17 protein-coding genes are annotated in these 21659 nt (G+C 69.6%); 8 read left to right on the top strand and 9 right to left on the bottom strand.

Annotated features, from left to right (window positions below):
- Positions 1 to 91: 91 nt before the first annotated feature.
- Positions 92 to 463 (bottom strand): WhiB family transcriptional regulator, encoded by a 372-nt coding sequence (locus tag OHS57_RS24820; RefSeq protein WP_041984998.1) that lies wholly within the window; start codon positions 461 to 463, stop codon positions 92 to 94.
- Positions 464 to 588: 125 nt separating this feature from the next.
- Positions 589 to 1290 carry a DUF1707 SHOCT-like domain-containing protein gene (locus tag OHS57_RS24815; protein WP_041984999.1) on the bottom strand — a complete coding sequence of 234 codons (702 nt, stop codon included), beginning with the start codon at positions 1288 to 1290 and terminating at the stop codon, positions 589 to 591.
- Positions 1291 to 1515: 225 nt separating this feature from the next.
- Here OHS57_RS24815 and OHS57_RS24810 point away from each other — a divergent pair, with 225 nt between their 5' ends.
- Positions 1516 to 3180, top strand: a complete 1665-nt coding sequence (locus tag OHS57_RS24810; protein WP_328583393.1) for a fumarate hydratase — start codon at positions 1516 to 1518, stop codon at positions 3178 to 3180.
- Between the two features lie 33 nt (positions 3181 to 3213).
- Here the strand turns inward: OHS57_RS24810 and OHS57_RS24805 are convergent, their stop codons facing one another.
- On the bottom strand, positions 3214 to 4164 hold the full coding sequence (locus OHS57_RS24805; protein WP_241778476.1) for a LuxR C-terminal-related transcriptional regulator: 951 nt from the start codon (positions 4162 to 4164) through the stop codon (positions 3214 to 3216).
- A 291-nt stretch (positions 4165 to 4455) separates the two neighbouring features.
- On the opposite strand from OHS57_RS24805, the gene OHS57_RS24800 reads away from it, so the two are divergent.
- The 4 genes from OHS57_RS24800 to OHS57_RS24785 all read left to right on the top strand — a co-directional run bounded on the left by OHS57_RS24800 (position 4456) and on the right by OHS57_RS24785 (position 10459).
- Positions 4456 to 5886 (top strand): class II fumarate hydratase, encoded by a 1431-nt coding sequence (locus tag OHS57_RS24800; protein ID WP_328583392.1) that lies wholly within the window; start codon positions 4456 to 4458, stop codon positions 5884 to 5886.
- A gap of 52 nt (positions 5887 to 5938) precedes the next feature.
- Positions 5939 to 6610: a cytidylyl-2-hydroxypropylphosphonate hydrolase gene (gene fomD, locus OHS57_RS24795; RefSeq protein ID WP_328583391.1), complete on the top strand. Its 672-nt coding sequence runs from the start codon at positions 5939 to 5941 to the stop codon at positions 6608 to 6610.
- Between the two features lie 364 nt (positions 6611 to 6974).
- A complete protein-coding gene (locus OHS57_RS24790) occupies positions 6975 to 8846 on the top strand; it encodes a SpoIIE family protein phosphatase (protein ID WP_041985010.1) in 1872 nt (623 codons plus the stop codon).
- A 146-nt stretch (positions 8847 to 8992) separates the two neighbouring features.
- A complete protein-coding gene (locus OHS57_RS24785) occupies positions 8993 to 10459 on the top strand; it encodes a catalase (RefSeq protein ID WP_041985013.1) in 1467 nt (488 codons plus the stop codon).
- Positions 10460 to 10532: 73 nt separating this feature from the next.
- Here the strand turns inward: OHS57_RS24785 and OHS57_RS24780 are convergent, their stop codons facing one another.
- Positions 10533 to 12803 (bottom strand): transglycosylase domain-containing protein, encoded by a 2271-nt coding sequence (locus OHS57_RS24780; RefSeq protein WP_328583390.1) that lies wholly within the window; start codon positions 12801 to 12803, stop codon positions 10533 to 10535.
- A 229-nt stretch (positions 12804 to 13032) separates the two neighbouring features.
- Here OHS57_RS24780 and OHS57_RS24775 point away from each other — a divergent pair, with 229 nt between their 5' ends.
- Both OHS57_RS24775 and OHS57_RS24770 read left to right on the top strand, forming a co-directional pair.
- Positions 13033 to 13968: an SPFH domain-containing protein gene (locus OHS57_RS24775; RefSeq protein ID WP_041985020.1), complete on the top strand. Its 936-nt coding sequence runs from the start codon at positions 13033 to 13035 to the stop codon at positions 13966 to 13968.
- Positions 13965 to 14237 (top strand): hypothetical protein, encoded by a 273-nt coding sequence (locus tag OHS57_RS24770; RefSeq protein ID WP_328583389.1) that lies wholly within the window; start codon positions 13965 to 13967, stop codon positions 14235 to 14237. The genes OHS57_RS24775 and OHS57_RS24770 overlap by 4 nt, the downstream gene beginning before the upstream one ends.
- Before the next feature lie 8 nt (positions 14238 to 14245).
- Here OHS57_RS24770 and OHS57_RS24765 read toward each other — a convergent pair whose 3' ends face one another.
- From OHS57_RS24765 to OHS57_RS24745, 5 genes are all read right to left on the bottom strand, one after another.
- Complete coding sequence (locus OHS57_RS24765; RefSeq protein ID WP_328583388.1) at positions 14246 to 15043, bottom strand: hypothetical protein; 798 nt, start codon at positions 15041 to 15043, stop codon at positions 14246 to 14248.
- Positions 15040 to 16416 carry an AI-2E family transporter gene (locus OHS57_RS24760; protein WP_328583387.1) on the bottom strand — a complete coding sequence of 459 codons (1377 nt, stop codon included), beginning with the start codon at positions 16414 to 16416 and terminating at the stop codon, positions 15040 to 15042. Before OHS57_RS24760 ends, OHS57_RS24765 begins: the two co-directional genes overlap by 4 nt.
- Before the next feature lie 151 nt (positions 16417 to 16567).
- Positions 16568 to 17275: a lytic transglycosylase domain-containing protein gene (locus tag OHS57_RS24755; protein ID WP_041985030.1), complete on the bottom strand. Its 708-nt coding sequence runs from the start codon at positions 17273 to 17275 to the stop codon at positions 16568 to 16570.
- 385 nt (positions 17276 to 17660) lie between these two features.
- A complete protein-coding gene (locus OHS57_RS24750) occupies positions 17661 to 18983 on the bottom strand; it encodes a PhoH family protein (protein WP_041985033.1) in 1323 nt (440 codons plus the stop codon).
- 379 nt (positions 18984 to 19362) lie between these two features.
- Complete coding sequence (locus OHS57_RS24745) at positions 19363 to 20124, bottom strand: isoprenyl transferase (RefSeq protein WP_041985036.1); 762 nt, start codon at positions 20122 to 20124, stop codon at positions 19363 to 19365.
- Positions 20125 to 20293: 169 nt separating this feature from the next.
- On the opposite strand from OHS57_RS24745, the gene mgrA reads away from it, so the two are divergent.
- Positions 20294 to 21331, top strand: coding sequence for an L-glyceraldehyde 3-phosphate reductase (gene mgrA, locus OHS57_RS24740; RefSeq protein WP_328583386.1), 1038 nt, complete (start codon positions 20294 to 20296; stop codon positions 21329 to 21331).
- Positions 21332 to 21659 lie beyond the last annotated feature (328 nt).

Raw genomic sequence — 21659 nt, 5'->3', positions numbered from 1 at the left:
GGGGTGTCCCGTTGTGCGGCGGGGCACCCCTTCCGTACGCGATCAAGTCCGTACGCGATCAAGTCCGTACGCGATCAGGAACCGCCGCCGCTCAGCCGGCCGCCGCGATCCTGCCCGCCGGCGCCGCCTTGCGCAGCTCCACCTCGCGCCGCCTGCGCCGCGCCAGCACCACCCGGCGCTCGGCTGCGGTCAGGCCGCCCCAGACGCCGTACGGTTCGGGCTGGACCAAGGCGTGCTCCCGGCACTCCACCATCACGGGGCACCGGGCACAGACCCGCTTCGCGGCCTCCTCACGCGACAGCCTCGCGGCTGTCGGCTCCTTGGAGGGGGCGAAGAACAACCCGGCCTCGTCCCGGCGGCACACAGCCTCCGAATGCCACGGGCCGGCCTGATCCTCCCGAGCGGGACTCCGCTGGGCGGGAACGGCAGCGACCTGCAGGGGCTGATGCGGCGGATGCAGCACGGTCTACTCCTGACGACGGCTTCGCGAGCGAGAGACGATGCAGCTCTCCCTACCCGCTGTGCGTGCTCCTATGCACTGAGTGGCACTCGGGACACGGTCCGCAGTCGCGCGAAGACGGCCCGCGGTCACTGACGGAGGTGCTTGCGCAGCAAGTCCTGGAGGTTGGCGACGAACTTCCCGCGCTTCGGCTTGGCCTCGATGTTGCCGAACACCGAGTAGCCGTTGACCACGACCACCGGCGCGTCCGGCTCCGGCGCTTCCAGCGTGTGGACCTCGAAGTTGCCGAAGACGCCGGTGCCGCTGCCGCGCAGTGAGATGTTCTCCGGGACCCTGACCTCCACGTTGCCGAAGATCGACGTCGCGTTGATCACGGTGGTCCGCTGGCCGAAGAGGGCTTCGGTGAGGTCGATCTCGATGTTGCCGAACAGCGCGAACGCGTTGGTGCGCGCGCCGATCCGCCAACGCCCCTTGCGGGTATTGCTGCTGAAGACCGCGATCATGCTCTCGGCCGTCGCGTTCGGGTCGTCGGGCCCGTACGGGTACGACCCCGGCGCCCCGGAAGCTCCGGGAGCCGCGCCCCGCGCCCCCTGGCCGCCGGACGGCAAGTCCCGTACCAGCGGCGCCAGCTCGGCGACGGTCTTGGCCCGGTAGACGGAATCGATCCGCTCGGCATGCTCCTCGGCGTCCAGACGGCCCTCCGCCAGCGCCTCCCTGAGGATGTCGGCGGTCCGGTCCCTGTCCGCGTCGGAGGCCCGGATGTCCGAGGCCCGGATACCTGGGGGCTCCGCCGACGCGACGGGCTTCTGGGGGTGCTTTTCGAGGTCCACGAAACCAATGTAGCGAAACGCGATAGATCGCGACTAGGGGTAGTTGCCGGGCGGCGCGTCGGAGACGCGGACCCAGAGGCGGATCGGCACCGCGGCCCCGGAGGCGGAGAAGCCGGGGCGGGTGAGCCGTACCTCACGGTCCGGGCACCCGCGCCGCGTCCTACGCTGGAGGGCGCTCGGCCAATGGAGGCCGCGCCGCCGCCCGTCGAGTGAGGAATGGCCGTAATGCCGGATTTTGCGTACTCCGATCTGCTTCCCGTCGGAGAGGACACCACGCCCTACCGACTGGTGACCGCCGAAGGCGTCTCCACCTTCGAGGCCGACGGGCGTACGTTCCTGAAGGTCGAGCCGGAGGCGCTGCGCATCCTCGCCGCCGAGGCCATGCACGACATCTCGCACTATCTGCGCCCCGCCCACCTCAGCCAGCTGCGCCGCATCATCGACGACCCCGAGGCGTCGTCGAACGACAAGTTCGTGGCGCTCGACCTGCTGAAGAACGCGAACATCGCGGCAGCGGGCGTGCTGCCGATGTGCCAGGACACCGGTACGGCGATCGTGATGGGCAAGCGCGGTCAGCAGGTGCTGACCGGCGGCGGTGACGAAGAGGCCCTGTCGCACGGCATCTACGACGCGTACACGAAGCTCAACCTGCGCTACTCGCAGATGGCTCCGCTCACCATGTGGGAGGAGAAGAACACCGGCTCGAACCTGCCCGCGCAGGTGGAGCTGTACGCGACGGACGGCGGCGCGTACAAGTTCCTCTTCATGGCCAAGGGCGGCGGCTCGGCCAACAAGTCGTTCCTCTACCAGGAGACGAAGGCGATCCTCAACGAGGGCGCCATGATGAAGTTCCTTGAGGAGAAGATCCGTTCGCTCGGCACGGCGGCCTGCCCGCCGTACCACCTGGCGATCGTCGTCGGCGGTACGTCGGCGGAGTTCGCGCTCAAGACCGCCAAGTACGCCTCGGCGCACTACCTGGACGAGCTGCCGGCCGAGGGCTCCCCCACCGGGCACGGCTTCCGCGACAAGGAGCTGGAGCAGAAGGTCTTCGAGCTGACCCAACGGATCGGTATCGGCGCCCAGTTCGGCGGCAAGTACTTCTGCCACGACGTACGGGTCGTCCGGCTGCCGCGGCACGGCGCCTCGCTGCCCGTCGCCATCGCCGTGTCCTGCTCGGCCGACCGCCAGGCGGTGGCGAAGATCACGGCCGAGGGCGTCTTCCTCGAACAGCTGGAGACCGACCCCGCGCGCTTCCTGCCGGAGACCACGGACGAGCACCTGGACGAGACCGAGGTCGTACGGATCGACCTCAACCGGCCGATGGACGACGTCCTCGCCGAGCTGACCAAGTACCCGGTCAAGACCCGGCTTTCACTGACCGGCCCGCTCGTGGTGGCCCGGGACATCGCGCACGCGAAGATCAAGGAACGGCTCGACGCGGGCGAGCAGATGCCGCAGTACCTGAAGGACCACCCCGTCTACTACGCGGGTCCGGCGAAGACCCCCGAGGGCTACGCCTCGGGCTCCTTCGGCCCGACGACGGCGGGCCGGATGGACAGTTACGTCGAGCAGTTCCAGGCGGCCGGCGGCTCCAAGGTCATGCTGGCGAAGGGCAACCGCTCCCGGCAGGTCACTGACGCCTGCGACGCGCACGGCGGCTTCTACCTGGGCTCGATCGGCGGTCCCGCCGCGCGGCTGGCCCAGGACTGCATCAAGAAGGTCGAGGTCGTCGAGTACGAGGAGCTGGGCATGGAGGCGGTCTGGAAGATCGAGGTGGAGGACTTCCCCGCGTTCGTCGTCGTGGACGACAAGGGCAACGACTTCTTCACCGAGCCGGCCCCCGCGCCCACCTTCACCAGCATCCCCGTCAGGGGCCCGGGACTGGGCTGAGCACTCCGGACAGCCCGCTCGACAGCCGCCCGTTCAGGCGCTGTCGAGCGGGCTGTCGTCCGTCCCGTCGAGCGGCGCCTCCAGCAGCCCCGAAGTCGCCAGCAGAAAGCCGAGTTGGGCCCGGCTGTTACTGCCGAGCTGCTCCGAGACCTTCCGCATGTGCTCCGCGACGCTGCGCCTGCTCATCCCGATCCGGCGCGCGATCGACGCGTCCGTCTCGCCGTTGACGACGGCCAGCAGGATGGTCCGCTGGAGGTCCGAGGTGATGACGGGCGTACGCGGCGACCCGACCGCGGGACGTACCGGAACCGCCCTGGCCCACGAGCTGTTGAAGTGGTTCAGCAGGAAGCGGATCAGGGCCGGGTGCTGGACCCGTACGGCGGTGCTCGCCGTCGACACCTCGTCCGACGGGATGAACGCCACCTCGCGGTCGAATATCAGCATCCGGTCGAAGACGTCGGCGATCGTCCTGACCTCCGCGCCCGCCGCCGTCACCTCCTCGATGTACGAGAGCGTCGGCCCGTGCGAGCGCACCGTGTGCTGGTAGATGGTCCGCTGGCGCACCCCGCGCGCCAGCAGGTCCCTGGAGCGCGCGAGTCCGTCGGCCAGCGCGACGGCGGGCCGTGCGCCGCCCGGCTGGATGGTGAGGATCTCGTCCCGGCAGTCGGCCACGGCGGTGTCGATCGCCGCGTTGATGACGGAGAGACCGACGATCCTGGTGAGCACCGGCGGGTCCAGCCGGTGCTTGTCGTCGTAGAGCCCCTCGAAGACCGCGAGCGCCGACCGCAGGGAACGCAGTCTGCTGTGCCGTTCGGCGATCTCCTCCTCGACCGGGCCGAGCGCGGTGAGCGCGGCGGCCCCGGGCGGGATGAGGCTCAGGAACTCGGCCGATTCGCCGTCGTCCACGACGAGTCCCAGCGCGTGCAGACAGCCCGGCACCTCGTCGCGCCGGACGCGCCCCGCCTCCAGGCCGTGCCGGTACACGGCCAGCGCCGTTTCGCACGGCCGGCCCTGGGACGATTCGCGGCAATCGCATGCCCATGGGGTGGATTGATCGTCCTTCACAATCATGCAGATTACATTTGTACGTCCTGTGCCGGTGTCCCGCAGAGCTGCCGGTCAGCCACGATGAGTGGGCGGCGCTCGGTCGCGAATGTCGGAGGGTGTCGCGGTGCCACGGGGGTATACCGCGCCATCGCTCCGAGGTGGCCGGGCCGCCACGGGGAACACATCCCATGACCAGGATGCTGTTGCCCGTAGGAGGTACGACCGACGATGACGAACGACGAGAGCCCGCGCGGCGGGAGCCCGAACCCTGCCCAGGGCGGTTACCGGACCGAGCACGACTCCATGGGTGAGGTGCGGGTGCCGGCGGCGGCCAAATGGCGCGCCCAGACCCAGCGCGCCGTGGAGAACTTCCCGATCTCGGGCCAGCACCTGGAACGGGCGCACATCGAGGCCCTGGCGCGGATCAAGGCAGCTGCGGCCAAGGTCAACGCCGACCTCGGGGTGATCGACAAGGACATCGCGGGGGCGATCCAGGAAGCGGCGGCCGAGGTCGCGGCGGGCCGCTGGGACGAGCACTTCCCCGTGGACGTCTTCCAGACGGGGTCGGGCACGTCGTCCAACATGAACACCAACGAGGTGCTGGCCACGCTGGCCACCGAACGGCTCGGCAGGGACGTCCACCCCAACGACCACGTCAACGCGTCGCAGAGCTCCAACGATGTCTTCCCCTCCAGCATCCATATCGCGGCGACGGCGGCCGTCACCGGCGAGCTGATGCCGGCGCTGGACCATCTGGCGCAGTCCCTGGAGCGGAAGGCGGACGAATTCTCCGAGGTCGTGAAGTCGGGCCGGACGCACCTCATGGACGCGACGCCCGTCACACTCGGCCAGGAGTTCGGCGGCTACGCGGCGCAGATCCGGTACGCGGTGGAGCGGCTGACCGCCTCGCTGCCGCGCCTCGCGGAGCTGCCGCTGGGCGGCACGGCGGTGGGCACCGGCATCAACACGCCGGCCGGGTTCTCGGCGGCCGTGATCGAGGAGGTGGCCCGGACGACCGGGCTGCCGCTGACGGAGGCCCGCAACCACTTCGAGGCGCAGGGCGCGCGCGACGGGCTCGTGGAGACCTCGGGCCAGCTCCGCACGCTCGGTGTCTCGCTGACGAAGATCGCGAACGATCTGCGCTGGATGGCGTCGGGCCCGCGCACCGGCCTCGCCGAGATCACGCTCCCCGACCTCCAGCCCGGCTCCTCGATCATGCCGGGCAAGGTCAACCCGGTGATCCCCGAGGCCGTGGTGATGGTGGCGGCGCAGGTCACGGGGAACGACGCGACGGTCGCCGCCGCGGGCGCGGCGGGGAACTTCGAGCTGAACGTGATGCTTCCGGTGATCGCCAAGAACCTGCTGGAGTCCGTGCGGCTGCTGGCCAATGTGAGCCGGCTGCTCGCGGACCGGACGGTCGACGGGATCACCGCGAACGTGGAGCGGGCGCGCGCGTACGCCGAGTCGTCCCCGTCCGTCGTGACACCCCTGAACAAGTACATCGGGTACGAGGAGGCGGCGAAGGTCGCCAAGAAGTCGCTCGCCGAGGAGAAGACCATCCGCGAGGTGGTGCTGGCCTCGGGATACGTCGAGCGCGGCGATCTCACGCTGGAGCAGTTGGACGAGGCGCTGGACGTGCTGAGGATGACGCGGCCGTGAATGGGTGACGCGCACCGCAGCGCTGAGTGAGCCTCACCTCTAGGATCTGTGCATGACGGAGACGGAAGGGCGGAAATGGCCGCCCGGCACGCAGATCCTGTGGCGCTACCGCGAGAACGGTGGCGATCGCATACACATCTGCCGTCCCGTCACGGTCGTCCGGGACACGGACGACCTGCTCGCCGTGTGGCTCGCCCCCGGCACCGAGTGCGTACGCCCGGCTCTCGCCGACGGCAGGCCCGTCCATCTCGAACCGCTCGCCACCCGCTACACGGCGCCGCGCACGGTGGTGCGCGACGAGTGGTACGGCATGGGGGTGCTGAAGCTGGCCCGTCCCGGCGAGCCGTGGTCGGTGTGGGTGTGGTGGAGCACGGGCTGGCGCTTCCAGAGCTGGTACGTGAACCTCGAAAGCCCGCGCACCCGCTGGTCGGGCGGTATCGACTCGGAGGACCACTTCCTCGACATCGACGTCTACGAGGACCGCAGCTGGCGCTGGCGGGACGAGGACGAGTTCGCGCAGGCGCAGCAGGACGGGCTGATGGACCGGGAGCAGGCGCGCCGGGTCAGGGCGGCGGGCCGGGCGGCGATCGAGACGATCTCGGCCTGGTCGGCGCCGTTCGCCGACGGCTGGGAGCAGTGGCGGCCCGACCCGCGGTGGCCGGTGCCGGGCCTGCCGGACGACTGGGACCGGATGCCGGCGCGGTCCGAGGTGGCGGCCGGATGACCGGGCGTACGGGCCGGTCCGCGCACCGCCGCGCGGGCCGGCCGGGCGCGGCGGGCAGGCGCGGCCCGAGAGCGGGCCCGGGAACGGGCTCCGCGACGGGCTCAGGACCGGGCTCTGGATCACCGGGTCACAGCGATCGGGGCCGTGAGACCCTTGCTGTGCCCACCGGGTCCAACCGTAGGATCGTCCTCCGCAGGGTCTCACCTGGCCAACGGAGGAGCGCCGCGCACGACCTGACCTAAAGTCAACCGTAAGCAAGTCACCACGAGGGGGTAGGTGGAGCCGTGCGCGAAGGCCGCCACCCTGCCCCAGCCGAAGCGACGATCGCAGCGCATCACCGGCCCGGACGGACGGAATCCCACGCGTGACGGAGCATCCCACCTCCCACGAAGGCCGGCAGCCCCTGGTTGCCCGGCCGCAGGAACGTACCCGGCCGCGCCAGGAGGCGGCGGCCGGCACCGTCCCGGGTCCGGCAGGGCCCGTGGCCGCCGACCCCGCGGTCACGGCGCGCCGCGAGGGTGACCGGCTGCGGTTCGTGGGCGCGGCGACCCGGCGTATCGCCCGCGGCATAGACCTGGACGAGATCGTGCTCGGGCTGTGCAGGGCGACGGTCCCCACGTTCTCCGACGCGATACTCGTCTATCTGCGCGACCCGCTGCCCGTCGGCGACGAGCGGCCCGTCGCGCCGTTCGTGCTGCGGCTGCGGCGCACGGACCGGCTGCGGCTGTCCGACGAGGACACCGAGGCGGCGATCGGGCTCGTACCGCAACTGCCGGACGGACCCGCGCAGATCCTCGACGCGCAGTCCGACGTGATGCCGGCGGCCGAGCTGTGCGAGGTGCTGAACGGCGGCGCGCTCAACGAGGTGCTGCGCGGGGTGCGCCCCGTCTTCGGCGACTCCGCCGCCGCCCGGGTGGCGCTGCCGGAACTGCTCGGCGCCGGCCGGATCGTCCCGAGCGGGCACCGTGCGATCCTCGCTCCGCTGCGCGGCAGACGGCGGGTCATCGGCGCCGCCGTCTTCCTGCGCAGGAGCGACCGCGCGCCCTTCGAGCCGAACGACCTGCTGGTCGCGGCCCAGCTGGCGACGCACACGGCGCTCGGCATCGACAAGGCGGTGCTGTACGGGCGCGAGGCGTACATCGCCGACGAGCTGCAGCGCACGATGCTGCCCGAGAACCTGCCCCAGCCGACCGGCGTACGGCTCGCCTCCCGCTATCTGCCGGCCGCCGAGACGGCCCGGGTCGGCGGCGACTGGTACGACGCGATCCCGCTGCCGGGCAGCCGGGTGGCCCTGGTCGTCGGCGACGTCATGGGCCATTCGATGACCTCGGCCGCGATCATGGGCCAGCTCCGCACGACGGCACAGACCCTCGCGGGCCTCGACCTGCCGCCGCAGGAGGTGCTGCACCATCTGGACGAGCAGGCGCAGCGGCTCGGTACGGACCGCATGGCGACCTGCGTCTACGCGGTGTACGACCCGGTCGCGCACCGGATCACCATCGCCAACGCCGGCCATCCGCCGCCCATACTGCTCCATCTCGGCGGCCGGGCCGAAGTGCTCAAGGTGCCGCCGGGCGCGCCGATCGGCGTCGGCGGGGTCGACTTCGAGGCGGTCGAGCTGGACGCGCCCGCCGGGGCGACGCTGCTGCTCTACACGGACGGCCTCGTGGAGTCGCGGCTGCGTGACGTCTGGACCGGTATCGAACAGCTGCGCGAGCGGCTGGCGGCGACGGCCCAGATCACCGGTTCGGACCACGCGCCGCCGCTGGAGGCGCTGTGCGACGACGTGCTGGACGTGCTCGGCCCTGGTGACCGGGACGACGACATCGCGCTGCTCGCCGCCCGCTTCGACGGGATCGCGCCGAGCGACGTCGCCTTCTGGGACCTGGAGCCCGGGGACGAGGCGCCGCGCAAGGCCAGACGGCTGGCCAGACAGGCCATCGCGGCCTGGGACCTGGAGGAGATCAGCGACTCGGTGGAGCTGCTGATCAGTGAGGTTGTGACCAACGCCGTACGGTACGCCGAGCGGCCCGTGACGCTGCGGCTGCTGCGTACCGACGTGGTGCGGTGCGAGGTCGGCGACGACTCGCCGCAGCTGCCGAGGCAGCGGCGCGCACGGGACACGGACGAGGGCGGCCGGGGATTGTTCCTGGTCAACCGGTTGGCGCGGCGCTGGGGCGCCACCCGGCTTTCCACCGGCAAGGTGGTCTGGTTCGAGATCGCGACGCCTGCCTGATTTCTACCGGTCCCAGGGTTGGACCAAATCCAAGTGTTGCCGAAGGGGTGTCGTAGGGGTTCACTGGGGCAGGCGGGTTCCGTACCCGCTGCCATACCCGGGGCAGTCCCCGGACCCCCGGGCCTTCTTTCGACAGGAGGCCGCTTGTGACCGAGTCATCCCCCACAGTGCCGCCGTACACGACCAACAACGTCGGAATCCCGGTGGAGAGCGACGAGCATTCGCTCACCGTCAGCTCCGACGGACCGATCCTGCTGCAGGACCACTACCTCATCGAGAAGATGGCCCAGTTCAACCGTGAACGGGTCCCCGAGCGAGTGGTCCACGCCAAGGGAGCCGGCGCGTACGGCGTGTTCGAAGTGACGAACGACGTCAGCCAGTTCACCAAGGCTGACCTCTTCCAGCCGGGCCGGCGCACCGAGATGCTGGCCCGCTTCTCGACGGTCGCAGGTGAGCAGGGTTCGCCCGACACCTGGCGCGACCCGCGTGGCTTCGCGCTGAAGTTCTACACGGAACACGGCAACTACGACATGGTCGGCAACAACACGCCGGTCTTCTTCGTACGCGACCCCATCAAGTTCCAGGACTTCATCAGCAGCCAGAAGCGCCACCCCGCAACCGGGCTGCGCAACAACGACATGCAGTGGGACTTCTGGACGCTGTCGCCCGAGTCGGCGCACCAGGTGACCTGGCTGATGGGCGACCGGGGCATCCCGAAGTCGTTCCGCCACATGAACGGCTACAGCTCGCACACCTACATGTGGGTGAACGCGGGCGGCGAGCGGTTCTGGGTCAAGTACCACTTCAAGACCGACCAGGGCATCGACTACCTGACCCAGGCGGACGCCGACGAGATGGCCGGCTCCGACGCCGACCACCACCGGCGTGACCTGTACGAGTCGATCGAGTCGGGCAACGCGCCGACCTGGAGCCTGAAGGTCCAGGTCATGCCGTTCGAGGACGCGCCGGACTACCGGTTCAACCCGTTCGACCTGACGAAGGTGTGGCCGCACGGCGACTACCCGCTGATCGACGTCGGCCGGATGACCCTGAACCAGAACCCGGACAACTTCTTCGTCCACATCGAGCAGTCCGCGTTCGAGCCGTCGAACATGGTGCCGGGCATCGGCCCGTCGCCGGACAAGATGCTGCTCGGCCGGCTCTTCTCGTACCCGGACACGCACCGGTACCGGATCGGGCCGAACTACACCCAGCTGCCGCCGAACCGGCCGCACTCCGGGGTGAACTCGTACTCGAAGGACGGACCGATGCGGTACACCGCGTCGAACGCCGCCGTGCCGTACGCGCCGAACTCCTACGGCGGGCCCGCGGCCGACTTCCAGCGCTTCGGCGACCCGGCGGGCTGGGCGTCGGCGGGCGAGATGGTGCGCGAGGCGTACAAGCTGCGCCGCGAGGACGACGACTGGGGCCAGGCGGGCACCCAGGTCCGTACCGTGCTGGACGACGCCCAGCGCGACCGGCTCGTCTCCAACGTGTCGGGACACCTGCTCCAGGGCGTCTCCCGGCCGGTCCTGGACCGGGCGCTGCAGTACTGGCGCAACATCGACAAGGGCGTCGGTGACCGGATCGCCGCCAAGGTCAACGGCGGCTGACCGCAGCCGAACGAGCGGGGCCCCGGTGAACGCCTCAGGCGTCCACCGGGGCCCCGCTCACGTGCGGCGGCAGCTACCGCTGCTGCTCGTTGCCGCCCAGCAGGTTGGGCCTGACCGGCTGGCGGCCCTCTTCCTCTTCGTTCGACGACGCGCCCTCACCGGGATCGCCGGGGTCGTCCGGATCCGTGGACTCCGTCTCGGACGGGTCCTCCTGCGGGTCCTCGGACGCCGACTCGCTCGGGGAGTCGCTGGGCGGGGTGATGCTCGGCGAGGGCGCCTCCTCCGAAGGCGTCTCGGACGGCTTCTCGCTCGGCGACTCCTCCGGTGCCGACGTCGACGGGGACTCGGAAGGCTCCTCGCGTACGACCTTCTGGGCCTCCAGGTCGAAGTCCACGTCCGAGCCGCCGTTCAGCGCGGCCAGCGTGTAGTCGGCCCAGATCTTGGCGGGGAAGCCACCACCGTTGGCGCGGCCCGAGTTGGCCGTACCGGTCAGGGTGACCTGGCCGCCGCCGTCCTTGGGCGACTCGCCGAACAGCGCGACCGCCGTGGTGATCTGCGGTGTGTAGCCCACGAACCAGGCGGACTTGTTGTTCTCCGACGTACCGGTCTTGCCCGCCGCGTGGTAGGCGTCCGTGTTCACGACCGACCCCGAGCCGTTGCTGACGACCCCTTGCAGGACCTTGGTCACGGTGTCGGCGGTCTCCCGGGTGAGCACCTGCTTGCCGATCGGGTCCGGCAGGTCGACCTTCGAGTCCTTGTGCTCCGCCGACTTCACGATCGACGGCGTGACCTGCTTGCCGTGGTTGTCGAGCGTCGCGTACACACCCGCCATGTCCCAGGTGGAGGCGCCCATCGTGCCGAGCGCTATCGCCGGCCGCTCGGGGAAGCCGTCGCCGTCGGGCATCCCGAGGCTGAGCGCGGTCTTCTTCACATCGGCAGGACCGACGTCGACGACCATCTGCGCGAAGACGGAGTTGATGGAGTCGTCCATCGCCTTCTGCACGTCGACCTTGCCGTAGCTCCGGTCGTCCTCGTTCTCCGGTGCGAAGGGGGTGTCGCTGCCCTTGACGGGCCGCTGGCTCGTGCCGTCGTAGATCGTGCCGATGCCGATCTGCTGGCCGTCCTGCGTCTCCGCGCCGTTCTGCAGGGCGGAGGCGAGCACAACCGCCTTGAAGGTCGAGGCCGGCTGGTAGTCCGCACGGGTCGCGTTGGAGATCCAGTGCTCGGTGGCGCCCACACCGCCGTACATGGCGACCACCCGGCCGGTCTTGGTGTCCACGGAGGTGGCGCCGGCCTGGACCGTCGCGTCGACCTTGTTCTTCTTGCGGTCGAGATGGTCCTCAAGCTGTTTCTTCACCGAGGCGAGCAGGGCCTTCTGCTTCTTCTCGTCGATGTTGAGCGTGATCGTCCAGCCGCCCGCGTCGATCTTCTCCTGGCTGACGCCCTGGCGTACCAGTTCCTTGTTGGCCGCCTCGACCAGATAGCCGGTCTGGCCCTCCATGCCGGGCGCCGCCTTCGGCGCGTGCGGCGTGGGGAACTTCAGGCCCTGGCGCTCCGACGGGTCGAGCCAGTGCTGGCCGACCATGTTGTCCAGGACGTAGTTCCAGCGCTCGGTGACCAGCCGCTTGCCGGTGGGCGTCGCCTGGCCCCAGTCGTACTGGTTCGGCGCCTGGAGCAGGGCGGCGAGATACGCGCCCTGCGAGACGTTCAGCTTGGCCGCGTCGATGCCGTAATAGGCCTGCGCGGCGGCCTGGATACCGTAGGCGCCGCGCCCGTAATAGCTGGTGTTGATGTATCCGGCGAGGATCTCGTTCTTGTCCTTCTGCCGGTCCACCTTCAGGGAGATCACCAGCTCCTTGAGCTTGCGGGTGACCGTCTGGTCCTGGGTCAGGTAGTAGTTCTTGACGTACTGCTGGGTGATCGTCGAACCACCCTGCTTGCCCTTGCCCGAGAGGGTGTTCAGCAGACCGCGCGCCGTGCCTTTGATGTCGACGCCGGAGTCCTGGTAGAAGCTCTTGTTCTCGGCGGCGACGAAGTCACGCTGGACCGGCTTGGGGATCTGTTCGAGCCCGACGATCTCGCGGTTGATCTTTCCGGTACGCGTCAGCACCTTGCCGTCGCTGTACTTGTACACGTTGCTCTGCATCTCGGCCTGCGCATTGGCGTCCGGGACCGGTACGAGCAGATACGCGACGAAGAAAGCGCCCATCGCGAGCAGGCAGAGTCCGAAGAAAGTGCCGAGGATCTTCTTCCAGGTGAAAAGCCGGCGTATACGGCCACCGGTCTCTTTCTTCGCCCGGCGTGATCCTTGCTGCCGGGCCCGTCGTTCATCAGCTCGGCCCATCGGTTTCTCGCTCCGCTCTCGGGGTCGCCTGGTCGGAATCAGCTCAGAAAGCTAACACTGCTCCCTATGCGGACGGACCGCTGATAGCACGTTTGAAGCGTGACAATCAGCACCCATTCCAGTGGAACCGACTCACGAGAGCGCAGAAGGGTTGCCAATCACAGTAATGTGATAGCAGAATGATAGGGGCCCGCCGGACGGCGGACCGGCATCGGAACGGGGTACGAACATGGCTTCCACCAGCACCGCACCGAACGACGAACTGCCCGAGATGCCCAAACCACGCGTCAGGGAATTCCCGGCCCACAGCATCGGCGGCGGGCTCGCCCTGCTGCTCGGACTGATCGGCCTCGCCGCCGGTATCGCCCTGACCGTCGTCGCCGCCTCGCTCGGTTCCGCAGGCGTCAAGGCGGCGCTGATCATCGTCGGGGTCGTCCTGATCGTCGTCGCGGTCTTCGCGATGATCGGGCTGAACATGGTCGCGCCGGGCGAGGCCCGCGTCGTCCAGCTCTTCGGCCGCTACCGGGGCACGATCCGCACCGACGGGCTGCGCTGGGTCAACCCGCTCACCTCGCGCCGCAAGATCTCCACCCGGGTACGGAACCACGAGACGGCCGTGCTGAAGGTCAACGACGCCTACGGCAACCCGATCGAGCTGGCCGCCGTGCTGGTCTGGAAGGTCGAGGACACGGCGATGGCGACGTTCGAGGTGGACGACTTCCTGGAGTTCGTCTCCACCCAGACCGAGGCCGCCGTGCGGCACATCGCCATCGAGTACCCGTACGACGCCCATGACGAGGGCGGCCTTTCGCTGCGCGGCAGCTCCGAGGAGATCACCGAGAAGCTCACCCTCGAACTGCTCGCCCGGGTCGAGGCGGCCGGTGTGCACATCGTCGAGTCCCGCTTCACCCACCTCGCCTACGCGCCCGAGATCGCCTCTGCGATGCTCCAGCGCCAGCAGGCGGGCGCCATCGTCGCGGCCAGGCGGCAGATCGTGGACGGCGCCGTCGGCATGGTCGAGGCCGCGCTCACCCGGCTCACCGAGCGGGACATCGTGGAGCTGGACGCGGAGCGCAAGGCGGCGATGGTCTCCAACCTGCTGGTCGTGCTGTGCGGTGACCGGGCCGCGCAGCCGGTCGTGAACACGGGCACGCTCTACCAGTGACCGAACGCAAGCAGGTGCTCCTGCGGCTGGACCCGGCGGTGTACGAGGCGCTGGCGCGCTGGGCGGGCGACGAACTGCGCAGCGCCAACGCGCAGATCGAGTTCCTGCTCCGCAGGGCGCTCGCCGAGCACGGACGGCTGCCGGGCGGCGCGGGGCCCATCCCGCGCCGTGGCAGACCGCCCAAGGCCCTGCCGGAGCCGTCGCGGCCCTCGGGGCCGCCGGAACCCCCGGAACCGTCAGAGGCGGAAGCGGACGACCAACCGGGCTGAGCCGGCGCTCACTTGCTGAGCTTCGTCATCAAGTCCCTGATGTCGGCGACCAGTGCGGGCTCGACCACGTCCGGTTCGAGTGGTTCGTGCACGTACTGGTTGCCGGCGCCAGGGCCCGTACCGAACTCGGTGAACGCCTGGACCTCGGCCGTGATCACCGCCTGGCCGTCGAGGACCATCAGCTGGAGCGAGTTGCCAGCCGCGTCCCGCAACACGTAGGCGCGCTCGCCGAGATCGGGGACGAGCTTCGCCGTGTACGTGGGGCCCATGGCGGACGCGGGCCCGGTGGCTATCGCCTCGAACTCGGGCCCCGGGTCGGTCTTCCGGTGCAGGACGTAACTGATGTCGACGGTGGCGTGCTTGGTGGTCGCGCTGATCGCCTCCCGGCCGTTCTTGCCCTCGGGCGTCAACTCGACCATGCAGAAGGACCGGTCGACGGTCTCCCGCTCGTCCACCACGGCCTTCGGCAGCCGTTCGGTGCCGAGCGCGGCCGACAGCGCGGGCAGTTCGGCGTCCAGGCAGAGATTGCGGCTGACCCGGTAGCCGCGCAGATCGGGTCCCGCGCCGTGGTCGAGCTGGATCCAGGCCGCCCAGCCCGCCGAGGCCAGGAGCGCCCCGCAGAGCCCCCACACCCAGGGCCTGCGGTGCGGGGGCAGGCCGTCGGCCGCGATCGTCTCCGGTGGGGCCTCAGGGTCGTCAGGGGCAGCAGGGTCCGGTGCGCCGGCCCGCCAGGCCCCCGGCGGGTCGTCGTCTCTGCGGGGCGCCGGAACGACCTGCCCGCCCACCAGTTCCGGCTCGGAGATCATTCCGGCCGGTCCCGCGGCTCTGTGTCGTCAGCCGGCGGCTCGGCGGGCGGCGCCCCCGCGGGCACGGAGGCACCCGGCGCCGGGGTCGGCGCGATGCCGGCGGCCGTGGCGCCGTGCGGCGGCGGCTGGGTCCGCAGCGCCTGGTCCCTGCTGTACGAGCGCAGATAGCCGACGACGGTGTTGGTGACGGCCACCAGCGGCACGGCGACGACAGCACCGCCGATACCGGCGACGAGGCTGCCCGCCGCCACGGAGAGGACCACGGCGAGCGGATGGACCCGTACCGCGCGCCCCAGGATGAAGGGCTGCAGGATGTGCCCCTCGATCTGCTGGACGGCGAGCACGATGGCCAGCACCATCAGCGCCGTGAACACCCCGTCGGTGACCAGCGCGACGACCACCGCCAGGGCACCGGAGACCACGGCGCCGACCAGCGGCACGAAGGCGCCGAGGAAGATGAAGACCGCCAGCGGCACGGCGAGCGGCACGTCGAGGAAGTAGATGCCGACGCCGATGAAGATCGCGTCGATCATCGCGACTATGACCGTGCCGCGTACGTAAGCGGTGAGGGTGCGCCAGGCACGCGGCCCGGCGCCCGCGACGCCCGGCCGGGCCGCCGCAGGGACGAGCTTGAGTGCCCACTGCCAGATCCGCTGGCCGTCGTAGAGCAGGAAAAGCGTCGAGAAGAACGCCAGCAGCATCCCGGTCAGCAGCTCGACGATCACCGTCACGCCCTGGATGCCCGCCGAGGTGATCTCCTCGGTGTTGGTGCCGATCGCGTCGCTCAGACTCTTCGCGAGATCGTTGATCTGGTCCTCGGTGACATGGAACGGGCTGTTGAGCAGCCAGCGTTTGAGTTCGTTGATGCCGTCGGTGACGCGGTTGGAGACGTCGTCGATGTTCTCCACGACCTGCCAGACCACGAACCAGCCGACCAGCCCCATCAGGATGAAGCCGAGGAGTGCGGTCAGCGCGGTCGCGAGGCCGCGCGGCAGCCCGGCGCGCTTCAGCCGGGCGACGGTGGGTTGCAGCAGCGCCGTGATCAACAGCCCGGCGACAAAGGCGAGGACGACGATCTGTACGGCGCTGATGATCCGCATCAGCACCCATACGGTGCCGGCGAGGACGAGCAGCCGCCAGGCCGCCTCACCGGCGACCCGGATACCCCAGGGGATGGCGGCGACCGGCTCGGGTCTCGCGGCGACGGCCGGGGCGTACGTGGGCGGTGGCGGGACGCTCTCCGCCGGATGATCCACCACGGGAACGTCGTGATGGTCGTCCGCTTCCGCGGCGGCCCTGCGCTGGTCCAAGCGCTCCCCCATCTGGGTCAGTTCCGCGCCTACCCGACCGAGCCACGCTGGCACTCTTGACATGATGTTCCCTCTTCCCCCCGGATCTCTCCCCACTCACTCCCCCCGAAGCCGTCCGGACCTGACCGTACACGTGCGAAGCCCCCCACCGTAGGGACGGCGGGGGGCTTCGTGAGGTTGAGCGGCCAGCGGGGCCCGGCGCTGCCTCTGACTTCTAGTACCAGCTGTTGGCCTGCCAGAACGACCAGGCGCCGCAGGGGCTGCCGTAGCGGCCGTCCATGTAACCCAGGCCCCACTTTATCTGCGTGGCCGGGTTGGTCCGCCAGTCGGCGCCCGCCGAGGCCATCTTCGACCCGGGCAGTGCCTGGACGAGACCGTAGGCACCGGACGACGCGTTCTGCGCCGTGTAGTTCCAGCCGGACTCGTGGCTGACGATGTTGCTGAAGCACTGGAACTGGTCGGACGGCATCATCTGCCGTGCCATCGCCTGGACCTCGGAGGCCGAGTAGGAGCTCTGGACCGTGAAGCTGGAGGCGTCGGCGCGCGCCGAGTCACGGCTCGCACGCTCCTTCGCGTCCTTGCGGTCCTGCTCTTCCTTCGCCTTCTTCGCCTCGGCGGCTTCCTTCTTCGCCTTGGCGTCGTGGGCAGCCTGGATACGGGCCGCCTCCTCGGCGGACTTCTGTGCCGCCGCGTCGGCCGAAGCGGCCTGCGCGTCGGCCTGCTGGGTCAGCGACGCGGTCTGCACCTGCGCCTGCTGGCCTACGGGGATGTCTGCGAGGAGTGTCGTGTCAGCAGCGGTCGCCTCGAAATTGTCGCTGTTCGAGGTCTGGGGGTCGCCAGAGGCAACTCCCACGACAGCGCCGACGGTGGTGACCGCGGTGGCTGACGCCACGGCGAATCCCCGGACCGAAATCCGGCTCACACGGTGTCCTTCCAGCATCGCCCGCTTGGTGACCTCGCGGACGCGATCGTGCCCCTGGCACTGGTCTCCGTACTAACCGGGTCACTGGAGACACGGGCCCGGTGGGCAATCCCCTGCGGGGAGTGCCGCGTTGGTACGCGGGCGGCATACGGCGGCAGTTGTTGAGTTGTATGGAGCCGCATCCCTGAAGATGCGTGAGTGCCGTATGCGGGGCCTGACGGAAGCAAGACTCTGCCGGACGGTGACGCCGCAAGGCAATTCTTCGTTGCGTGTGAAAGCTCACACCTCGTTTGCCTCAAGTGTTTCGCGGAAATCTCCGCGCAGCGCGGCGCCGCCCGGCTAAGCTCTCAAGCTTTGCCGGGCGGCGCCAACTGCTGCATATGGGTCAGATCTGACCTTCCTCCAGCATTTCGGTCACGAGCGCGGCGATCGGCGAACGCTCGGAGCGGTTGAGCGTGACATGGGCGAAGAGCGGATGGCCCTTCAGCTTCTCCACGACGGCGACGATCCCGTCGTACCGCCCGACCCTGAGGTTGTCGCGCTGCGCCACGTCGTGCGTGAGCACCACCCGGGAGTTGGCCCCGATCCGGGAGAGGACCGTCAGCAGGACGTTCCGCTCCAGCGACTGGGCCTCGTCCACGATGACGAACGCGTCATGCAGGGACCGGCCGCGGATGTGCGTGAGCGGCAGCACTTCGAGCATGCCGCGCCCCAGCACCTCCTCGATGATGTCGCGCCCGGCGACGGCGGAGAGCGTGTCGAAGACCGCCTGCGCCCAGGGGCTCATCTTCTCGGCCTCGGTGCCCGGCAGATAGCCCAGCTCCTGGCCGCCGACCGCGTAGAGGGGACGGAAGACCATCACCTTCTGGTGCTGTCTGCGCTCCAGGACGGCCTCCAGGCCGGCGCAGAGGGCCAGCGCCGACTTTCCGGTGCCCGCCCGGCCGCCCATCGAGACGATGCCGATGTCCGGGTCGAGCAGCAGGTCGAGGGCGATGCGCTGCTCGGCGCTGCGGCCGTGGATCCCGAAGGCCTCCCGGTCGCCCCGCACGAGCCGGACATTCCCCTCGGCCGTCACCCGCCCGAGCGCCTTGCCCCGGTCCGACTGGAGCACGAGGCCGGTGTGCACGGGCAGCTCGCTCACCTCGGGCACGAACAGCGTCTCCTCTGTATAGAGGAGATCGATCTGTTCGGCGGAGAGCGACAGCTCGCTCATCCCCGTCCAGCCCGAGTCGGTGATGGCGAGCTCGGCGCGGTACTCCTCGGCGAGCAGCCCGACCGATGACGCCTTGATGCGCAGCGGCAGGTCCTTGGAGACGACCGTGACGTCGTACCCCTCGGCCTGCAGATTGCGCGCTACCGCGAGAATCCGTGAGTCGTTGTCCCCCAATCGGAAGCCGGCGGGCAGAACGCCGGGATCGGAGTGGTTGAGCTCGACACGGAGCGTGCCGCCGAGGTCGCCGAGCGGGAGCGGGGCGTCGAGGCGTCCGTACCGGATTCGGAAGTCGTCGAGCCGGCGCAGGGCCTGCCTGGCGAAATAGCCGAGTTCGGGATGGGACCTCTTGGCCTCCAACTCCGTGATCACCACGATGGGGAGCACAACTTCGTGCTCCTCGAAGCGGGACATGGCGTTCGGATCGGCCAGCAGGACGCTGGTGTCGAGAACGTAGGTGCGCCTGTCAGGCATGCGGCGCTTTGTGCTGGTCACCACGGAAGGACGTACCCCCTCGGATGAGGTCGGGGTGCGACGGCGTCGCGGGCGGGTGGACCGGGCTGCGGCTCCCATGCGCGGGCCGAGCTCCGGCCCTCCACGTCGCCCGTACGTTTCACCGTACGGTCGTCCTGGTGCAAAGGGCCTCCCGGGTGGACGGCCCCATGCCGTCCACTGAGATGCGGCGCCCGCCTGGCATTGCTGACAGAACTTTTCGGACGCCGACCTGAAGGGGGTATTCCCTCGAACACGCGCCGCCATGCCATGGCATATGACGGACACCGGGTGAATCGTGGGTGAAGAGGACGCGGGCGGACCGCTCCCGCCGGGGCGAGATCCGCGGGGAAGGGCCCGGATGCCTTACGGCACAAGGCCCGATTCAGGCGCCGTAGCGGCGATGGCGCGCCGCGTAGTCACGCAGGGCGCGCAGAAAATCGACTTTCCGGAAGGCCGGCCAGAAGACTTCACAGAAGTAATACTCCGAATGGGCGCTCTGCCAGAGCATGAAGCCGGACAGACGCTGCTCGCCACTGGTCCGGATGACGAGGTCGGGGTCGGGCTGGCCGCGCGTGTAGAGGTGCGAGGAGATCAGGTCGGTGTCGACGATCTCGGAGAGGTCCTCCAGGGAGGTGCCCTTGCCCGCGTGCTCCATCAGCAGGGAGCGGACCGCGTCGGCGATCTCCTGACGGCCGCCGTAGCCGACGGCGACATTGACGAGTATCCCCTTGTTACCGACGGTATCCTGCTCGGCTTCCTTGAGGACGTTCTGCGTGTGGGCGGGCAGCAGGTCGAGGGTGCCGACGTGGTGCACCCGCCAGCGGCCGTCGGCCGCGATGTCGTGCACGGCGTCCTCGATGATGCCGAGCAGCGGGATCAGCTCCCGCTCGGGCCGGTCGAAGTTGTCCGTGGAGAGCATCCAGAGGGTGACGACCTCGACATTGGTCTCCGAGCACCAGCCGAGCAGCTCCAGGATCTTGCTGGCGCCGGCCTTGTGCCCCTGCTCGGCCGTGCCGCCGGACGCCTTGGCCCAGCGCCGGTTGCCGTCGAGGATGACGCCGATGTGCTTGGGCACCTGGGCGTGGTCGAGGCGGCCCTCCACCCGGCGTGCGTAGAGCCCGTACACCAGGTCGCGCAGATTCACGTGAGTCCACCTCTCGATTCTGTGCGGGGGTTCCGTGGCGGGCCGGTCCTGGGGACAGCTGCGGCCCGGGACCTGACCAGACCTGGTCGACCCGAAGCCGTCACACTACTGCTCGGTCGCGGCAGGAGCCCAACCCGGAGTGTCACAAGTCCGTGATAAGGAAGGAAGCGTGACTGATTCTCCCCATTACCTCGCAGCTGACGACCGGTACGACTCGATGGAGTACCGCAGGAGCGGGCGCAGCGGTCTGAAGCTGCCCGCCGTCTCCCTCGGCCTCTGGCACAACTTCGGCGACGACCACGCCCTTGACACACAACGCGCCATTCTTCGCCGCGCCTTCGATCTGGGCGTCACGCACTTCGACCTGGCGAACAACTACGGCCCGCCGGCCGGCTCCGCCGAGCTGAACTTCGGCAAGATCTTCGCGCAGGACTTCGCCCCGTACCGGGACGAGTTGATCATCTCGTCCAAGGCGGGCTACCGGATGACGCCGGGACCGTACGGGGAATGGGGATCCCGTAAGTACCTGCTGGCGTCGCTCGACGCGTCCCTGAAGCGGACGGGCCTCGACTACGTCGACATCTTCTACTCGCACCGCCCCGACCCGGACACCCCGCTGGAGGAGACGATGGGGGCGCTGGCCTCCGCCGTACAGCAGGGCAAGGCGCTGTACGTGGGCATCTCCTCGTACCGGGCGGAGCAGAGCGCGGAGGCGGCCAGGATCCTGCAGGACCTGGGGGTGCCCGCGCTGATCCACCAGCCGTCGTACTCGATGATCAACCGCTGGATCGAGGACGACCGGCTGCTGGACACGCTGGAGGCGGCCGGGATGGGCTGCATCTCCTTCGTGCCGCTGGCCCAGGGGCTGCTGACGAACAAGTACCTCGACGGCATCCCGGAGGGCTCGCGGGCCACCCAGGGCAAGTCCCTTGACCCCGGGCTGCTTTCGGACGAGGTGGTGCGCCGGCTGAACGGGCTGAACGACATCGCGCAGCGGCGCGGCCAGTCGCTGGCGCAGCTCGCGCTGAACTGGGTGCTGCGGGATCCGCGGATGACGTCGGCGCTGATCGGCGCGTCCAGCGTGGCGCAGCTGGAGCAGAACGTGGCGGCGCTGGGCGCCGAGCCGCTGTCGGCCGACGAGCTGCGGGAGATCGACACCTTCGCGGTGGACACGGAGGGGACGAACATCTGGGCCGGGCGGAGCTGACCGTCTCGGCCGGCTTCGAGTCCGGCTCGGGCTTGAGCCCCGCTCGGGCTTGAGTCCGGCTCGCGGGCCCGGGCAAGAAAAAACGGGCCGGTCCGTGGGGGGGGGTTACGGACCGGCCCGAGGGGGGGTTTCCACCATAACCCTTTGTAAGTGGTCCTGGGTGCCATGGCGCGATGCCGTGACGCTCCGGAAGCGCTCGGATGCCGCCTGTGCCCCGGAATACTGGGCTCCGACGCGATTCGGCGGTCCGATGTGGCGAGAACTCGCCAGTTATTTTGGTAACCCACAGGAGCGATGGCGCCCGGGGCGTCGCGTTGACGACGCGATC

The sequence above is a fragment of the Streptomyces sp. NBC_00370 genome (assembly GCF_036084755.1).
Taxonomy (GTDB): domain Bacteria; phylum Actinomycetota; class Actinomycetes; order Streptomycetales; family Streptomycetaceae; genus Streptomyces.
The sequence above is the reverse complement of the archived record's forward strand: the minus strand, read 5'-3'. Positions and strand labels throughout refer to the sequence as shown.